Source organism: Boseongicola sp., from assembly GCF_057460485.1.
The window spans coordinates 1-6,566 of the sequence record NZ_JBVCWP010000215.1 but is presented as its reverse complement, the minus strand read 5'-3'; the positions used below and the strand labels follow the sequence as shown (position 1 = coordinate 6,566).

Annotated in this window: 6 protein-coding genes and 1 pseudogene; 1 reads left to right on the top strand and 6 read right to left on the bottom strand. The window is 54.5% G+C overall.

All coding sequences use genetic code 11. The annotated features are described in order from the left end of the window. Nucleotides 1-38 precede the first annotated feature (38 nt). The 4 genes from AC221Y_RS18190 to AC221Y_RS18175 all read right to left on the bottom strand — a co-directional run bounded on the left by AC221Y_RS18190 (nt 39) and on the right by AC221Y_RS18175 (nt 4,076). Nucleotides 39-860: a carbohydrate ABC transporter permease gene (locus AC221Y_RS18190; protein WP_486707952.1), complete on the bottom strand. Its 822-nt coding sequence runs from the start codon at nt 858-860 to the stop codon at nt 39-41. Further along, nucleotides 860-1,756 carry a carbohydrate ABC transporter permease gene (locus tag AC221Y_RS18185; protein WP_486707951.1) on the bottom strand — a complete coding sequence of 299 codons (897 nt, stop codon included), beginning with the start codon at nt 1,754-1,756 and terminating at the stop codon, nt 860-862. Before AC221Y_RS18185 ends, AC221Y_RS18190 begins: the two co-directional genes overlap by 1 nt. Nucleotides 1,757-1,820: 64 nt before the next feature. After that, nucleotides 1,821-2,612: an amidohydrolase family protein gene (locus tag AC221Y_RS18180; RefSeq protein WP_486707950.1), complete on the bottom strand. Its 792-nt coding sequence runs from the start codon at nt 2,610-2,612 to the stop codon at nt 1,821-1,823. A gap of 129 nt (nt 2,613-2,741) precedes the next feature. Next, nucleotides 2,742-4,076 (bottom strand): ABC transporter substrate-binding protein, encoded by a 1,335-nt coding sequence (locus AC221Y_RS18175; protein ID WP_486707949.1) that lies wholly within the window; start codon nt 4,074-4,076, stop codon nt 2,742-2,744. A 190-nt stretch (nt 4,077-4,266) separates the two neighbouring features. Between AC221Y_RS18175 and AC221Y_RS18170 the strand changes: the two genes are divergently transcribed. Beyond that, nucleotides 4,267-5,145, top strand: coding sequence for an IclR family transcriptional regulator domain-containing protein (locus AC221Y_RS18170; protein ID WP_299750190.1), 879 nt, complete (start codon nt 4,267-4,269; stop codon nt 5,143-5,145). Nucleotides 5,146-5,318: 173 nt separating this feature from the next. On the opposite strand, the gene AC221Y_RS18165 is transcribed toward AC221Y_RS18170, so the two are convergent. Beyond that, complete coding sequence (locus tag AC221Y_RS18165) at nt 5,319-5,876, bottom strand: FAD/NAD(P)-binding protein (RefSeq protein WP_486707953.1); 558 nt, start codon at nt 5,874-5,876, stop codon at nt 5,319-5,321. 417 nt (nt 5,877-6,293) lie between these two features. Continuing rightward, nucleotides 6,294-6,566, bottom strand: a pseudogene (locus AC221Y_RS18160) (FAD/NAD(P)-binding protein); the annotation flags it as partial.

Here is a 6,566-nt window from a genome sequence, read left to right as displayed (position 1 = left end):
TTGTTTGTTTAGGTTGGTTAAGACAACGTCGGCCATGGTTATCCTTTCATTCCGCCAGCGCCAAAGCCGCGGGTCAGGTAACTTTGGAGGAAGGCGAATGCGATGATCAGTGGCACGCTCATCATCACCGATGCGGCCATCAGAAGTGACCACTCAATGTTGAAAGATGAAATCAGCATATTCATCACGCCAGTTGTAAGCGGGCGCGCATTGTCAGAATTCACCAAAACAAGCGCATAGAGATATTCGTTCCAAGACAGGATAAAGGTGAACAGCGCCGTTGAGATTATTCCAGGAAGCAGCTGTGGAAGGATGATGTCACGAAAAGCTCCCATCCGCGATGCCCCGTCGACCAACGCAGCACTTTCTAGATCCTCCGGAATGCCCTGCATGAAAGATCGCAGAAGCCACAAGGCATAGGGCAGGGCGAATGTCGTATAGGCGATGACGAGCGAAAAGATCGTGTTGGACATGCCAAGCTGCACGATCATCAGATAGAGCGGAAGGATGAGAACGACCGACGGGAGGAGGTAGGTGAACAGGACCAGAAAAGCCAAGCTTTCGCGACCACGATATTTGAAGCGCACCAGACTGTAAGCGCCGATTGTCGCGATCACGATAACGATCGCGGTCGTCGAGACGGACAGGATCACCGAGTTCCTGAAGTAGGTCATGAACTTCGTGTCGAACAACAACTTCGCATAATGTTCAAACGTCCAGACTTCCGGTAGAAAAGTAGGAGGGCGCCGGAATAGTTCTGGCTGCGGCTTGACCGAGGTGACAACCATCCAAAAAAGTGGAAAGGCGACCATCAGCACAATCGACCATGCGAAAATATTGAACGCTATACGGCGTGCCATCAGTTCTCCTCTGACCGCGTCTTGCGGATGTAAAGCAGCATGAAAACAAGCATGATAAGCATCATAAGGACTGCATAAGCCGAGGCCATTCCCATCTGGTTGAGCTTGAAGGCTTCCTTGTAGACCAGAAGCGGAAGCGTCTGAGTTGACGTCACGGGACCGCCGCCGGTCAGCAGGAAGATTAGATCGAATTCTTTGAAGTCCCAGATCGCGCGCAACATGATAATGACCACCAGCACTTCGCGCAGTTGCGGAAGGGTAATGTCAAAAAACCTGCTAATCGGTCCAGCGCCGTCGATCCTGGCAGCCTCGTAGAGGTGGTCGGGTATCGTCTGAAGTCGTGCCAGAACCGCAATAACCACAAACGGAAAATATTTCCACGCACCTACTAGAATGACCGAAATCATCGCATTCGGCATCGTGCCCAAGTAGTCGATAGGAAAGTCGATGAGACCTGCTGTCATCAGCAGATGATTCACGATGCCATAGAGGTCGTTGAAAAGCCATTTCCAGACCAGAACCGCGACGACCGTCGAGACAAAGTAGGGAAACAGGATCAGAGATCTTGCCAGACTCCGGAACCAGATGTTTTGGTGAAGTACTAAAGCCATCCCGACCCCGAACAGAATTTGCAGCGTGAGCGTGCCAACGGTCCAGATCAGGTTCGTCCGCAAGGCTACCCAAAATTCGCCCTTGCTCAGAAGCGTTCGATAGTTCTCCAGCCCAACCCATTCGCCTTCAAGCGTGGGGGTGAATATTTCAAACAGGGAAAGGTAGATCGCCGAAACAAGAGGATAAACGATCACTGCGCAGAAAACGATGACCGTTGGCGCGATCAGCATGATACCAAGAATGGAATACTGCCGTTCCAGAACGGATTGCTTAGGTCTTCTCATAGCGCGGATCCCGTAGGTGCTTGGCCTGCATCGGAGTGCCAGAACTGGTTGGTTGAACGCGCCATCATTGGTGTGACAAAAGCAATTTTGCGTTTTCCGAAAGAACGCGCTTGAGTGACGTCTCGGACAATTTCTGCTCCAAAAACCAGTCAACGTACGGCTTGAGCGGGCAGAACGGATAGGCAGTTCCGAACAAAATTCTCTCAGACAGAAAGCCATTCGCTGCGGCCAGGTATTCTGCGGTTCCGGGAAGGCCGCGCAAATACATGTCAGGACACAGATAAAGGTTCTCTCGCCGAAAGGCGACGCCGAGAATTTCCTGAACGAATGGCCAACCTCCGTGAGAACACACGACTTTTAAAGAGGGGAAATCGGCCAGCATTCGGTCAATCGCCACAGGGTCGTTGTAGGACAAATCAGGTCCGGCGCCGCCGCCAGCCATGATCACAACCGGTAGCCCGGCATCCTCGCATTTTGCGTATATGGGATAAAGTCGCCGGTCATCCGCGCGCATTGGAACGGCCGATACTCCAGGTTCCAGATTGACCGCCTTTAGACCAAGTTTCAGAATTTCGTCGATCATCGCGAACGCAGTTTTCCGATCACTGCTGTCCGCAGACCCGATGCCAACAAACCGATCAGGATGATCCGTGACGATCTGCGCCACATCAGCATTGGGAATTGCGCCGAGTGTAGCGGTGGTCCGCCCCACGACCACCCCCGTGGTTATCTTCGCTTCATCCATCTCGGTGAACAAAAGGTCCATCGATTGCAGATCCGCTGATACGACGAGGGGCCAGCCAAGTTTTTGGGTATAGCGCTTCCGGTTTTCGGCCACTGAATAGATCTTAGACATGAGAAAGCCTCCGGTGGGAGGCCTCAGTCGGAAGTCTATGATCTCCATGGTGGAACCCGCCTTTCCAGACAAATTGGGCGCCGCAATAGGGGGCTAAATAGCCTACTCATTGCGGCGCCCGAGGAGCGATTAGCCCTTCATTACTTCTTCGATGATTTTCGCTGTTTCGCCGATCACGACATCAGGATTCTCGTCGTTCAGAACAACACGCTGGACCATGTCGGAGATGGCCATCGTACCCTCGACGTCTCCAGCACGATCGTTCGACATGTGGGCCTTTGACTCGTAGCCAAGGTTATGGCCCTCAGCCGCTGCCGATGCCATCAGATCAACTTCGGTCGCGTATTTCTTAATGATCGGGTCGTCTTGATAGATCGGATTGCTGTTGATCGACTTCAGAACCGGAAGAAGGTGGCCCGGTGCAGCAAGCAACTGCTTGATATGGCCTTCAGGTTCAAACAAATGCGTAGCGAACAACTTGGCTGCCTCGATCTTCTTCGACTGCGCAGGGATGAAGACGCTTGGGAACGCGTTGAATGTCCATGGCTTTACATCAGGCGAAATCGTTGGGTAACGGACGCACGTAATGCTGTCCGCGATGCTTGGATTTTGGGCATTTACGTTGCCGAGAACCCGGCCAGTGTAGATGCCTGTGGCCGTTGCTCCGCTAACAAAAGCTGTGATTGCTTCACCCCAGCTGTAGTTCGTAGCTCCCGGAGGGCAGAGTTCCCGCATGGATCTATAAAACTCAAGCGCGTCGCGCGTTTCCTGGCTGTCGATAGCGACTTGCAGGTCCGGCGTGAACACCGTCGCACCGGCCTGGTGCATAACGCCGACAAAAATTCGCGTGGTCATCGAATTGCGGCCATAGGGGAGAACCGCCCCGTAAATTCCATTTTTCTGCATGTCTTGGCAGGCCGCGCGAAACTCGTCCCAAGTTTCCGGGGACTTATCAACGCCGGCCTCTTCCATGAGGTCCGTCCGTAGCCACAGCATGTTGGCCGCCACGTTGCCAATTCCAGTGGCGACATAGTTCCCGTCAGCGGCTTTGTAGACGTCGTTTGCGCCGTCATAAAAGTCTGCCGGGCCGACGGCCTCGATCACGTCATTCATCGGCGCAACAAGGCCGTTGGAATAGTAGGTGTGGATAGAGAATGATGGCAGGTGTGTAACGATATCCGGCACTTCGCCTGACGCGAACGCAGCCGCAAGCTGTGCGGCATAACCTTCATCGGAGGTGGTCTCGAAGACAACCTTGATGCCAGGATTGGCGGCTTCGAACGCCGCAATCTGAAAGTTGTAAGCCTCAAGCTGCAGGGGCGCGCTTTGAGGCGACCACCAGCGCAAAGTGGTTTCTTGTGCAGATGCGCGGAATGGCACCGCGGCTAAAGCTGTTGTAGCCGCCATGCCTTTCAAGGCACCGCGTCTTGTAAGTCCATTACGGCCATTCGCTGAGTGTGTCATAATCTGGTCTCCCTGGCTTTTTGATTGTTCGCATAGCGCACTATTGTTCGATTTAACAACGGGAGGTACAAGTCGTGCAACAGTTATTTCGTAGCCCACCTGCAATACACGTCGGTATCGCGCTGTGGGCCGCTGGCAGGGCACAATAATTTGTGGTGTGAGCCAGGCACCTAACGTGGTCGAGGGTCGCATGGCTGAGAAGACAAAAAAATCTGAAAGTCAGGAGCTGCGCGCGCCGGCCAAGCTTGTCGGACGGACTGATCTGACGACAGCAGCTCCGAAGCGGAGCGATAAAAGCGAACATGGGAGTCTCAATCCGCGAGACTACGTAAGTTCACTTGCCCGTGGCTTGGAAGTCCTTTGCGCCTTCAACCGCACGCGTCGCAAGATGACGCTTTCTGAGGTCGCCGCAGAGACGGGCAATACCCGGGCCGGGGCACGTCGCATCCTTCTCACGCTTGTTCGCGAGGGCTACGCGGTGGCCGATGGCAAGCTATTCGATCTCACTCCGCAGGTTTTGGAACTGGGGTTTTCGGTTCTGTCCTCGAAAGGTGTCTGGGATATCGCGCGCCCGTTCATCGACCATCTGTCGGACGAAATCCAAGAATCTGTGTCCGCCGCTGTCCTGGACAAATTCGACGTCGTTTACGTTACCGGTGCTCAGTATCATCGTGTGATAAGCGTCGGCATCATCGTTGGTGGCCGGTTTCCCGCGGCCCAGACCGCGACCGGACGGGTGCTTCTTTCAGCCCAGCCAGAAGAGGCCTGGACAAGAATGATCCAGAGTGTCCCGCTTGACGCAATGACGGACCGGACAGTCACCGATCCTGTGGAGTTTCGACGTATTCTGGAAAATGTCCGGGACCAAGGCTGGTGTCTGGTGGATCAGGAACTTGAAGTTGGCCTCACCTCGATTGCGGTTCCTGTCTACAAAAGCACTGGTGAGGTTGTCGGCGCGATCAACGTGGGCGTCCCGAGCATGAGAATGACGCCTAAGGTCATGGTTGAAATCATCCTGCCAAAACTACAGGAGACTGTGGCCAATATCTCCCGAGCCCTCAGGCGCTAAACGTCCCAAAAATGCACAGGATCAAAAGGGAGACCAGGGATTGCCATTGTTGCCCCGACAAAATCAGGGAAGCGGCCGACAATCGACACGCCGTCGGCTGTCGTAGTCCTTCCGGTCCGTGGCGCCGCCGGAGCGTGTCTGCGCAGGATACTCTCGAACGGCTCCAACACCCGTTAGCGAGCGACCGCTTTTCGTAATATTTCCGGCAAAACGCGCAGCACACGACGCAGGATGAATATCGAACCCTGCTGATCGGCAAACGCGCCATAGGTCAGGGGACCGACAATGAAGAGAGCTTGATTGGCGTGTCCCTTCGCATCGATCGCATTGCCGCAGATATCGACATCGAAGCCGGATCCGGTCGGATGGTGTGCCGCAAACCCGCGAGCGATTAGGGCGTGCAAGAACGGGTTGTTTGTCTGCCCGAGCCGATCTTCCAACCCGGTGCAATTTACAGAGATGTCAAAGGTTCTAGTAGTAACGTCCCTTTTTGCACGTTCACGCAGGGAGACGTTGAGACGAGAGGCGTTCGGTTTTGCGTCAAGGATCGTGGCGGACAAAAAGCTGACTTGGCCGCGGGCTTGGGCTGCTTCGATGCGACTCTCGATCTGTGGTGGCAAGCGAAAGCGGTGGACGTCGTACCAGGTTTTGCCATGGCGTAAGAAGCGCATCTTTTCGGCCATAGGCAAGGTGTGCCAGTGATCGGAAATCAGCTCACTGAGCTTTTCCATGGTAGGCACCCACGACTCGCCACGGTCTGCCCTTATGTGTGCCTCGCGGCGTAATTCCTGAAGAATTCTTGAAGGCGGCTTAACGGTCAAATCTGGCCCGATGAATTGCGCGTGTTTTTCTGCGTCCGGGACGCTGTCGCGCACATAGGAATTGGCATTGAGGGGGGGACGTCTTCGCGGTCTTTTTCCCCGCCGAGACAGCAGCGTGATAGGCCCTGTATGACCATATTTCAAAAGGCTCGCGGTAACATCCGACGCTGTCTGAGCCATTCCCAAAATGAGCACGTCAGCTGACTTCGGTATCCGGCGCAACCGGTCCGTGTTCCAAGGATCAGGGAGAAAGGCTGATCCATTCTTAGGGAGAGCGGAAAGCACTGGTGGGATATTTGCCAGACCCGGCGTGGCGGCCACTGCCAGAACCCGTGCGGAAACGATGTCACCACCCTCCAGCGCAATTTGAAAAAGGGAGCCTTTTTTGACGACGTCGATGGCCCGGTCGACGATATGGACGATGTCAGACCCCGACGGGTTTTGTGCCACGTGTTTGCGTACTTCTGCGTTCAGATATGTGCCGAAATCGTACCGTCTCGGAAAATGGTAGCCAGAGCTGTCGCAGGCCTCTGGGTCCTGCTTATCCAGCGCCTGCGCCATATACCAGTCATGGAAATGCGATAGGCAATCGGGATATAT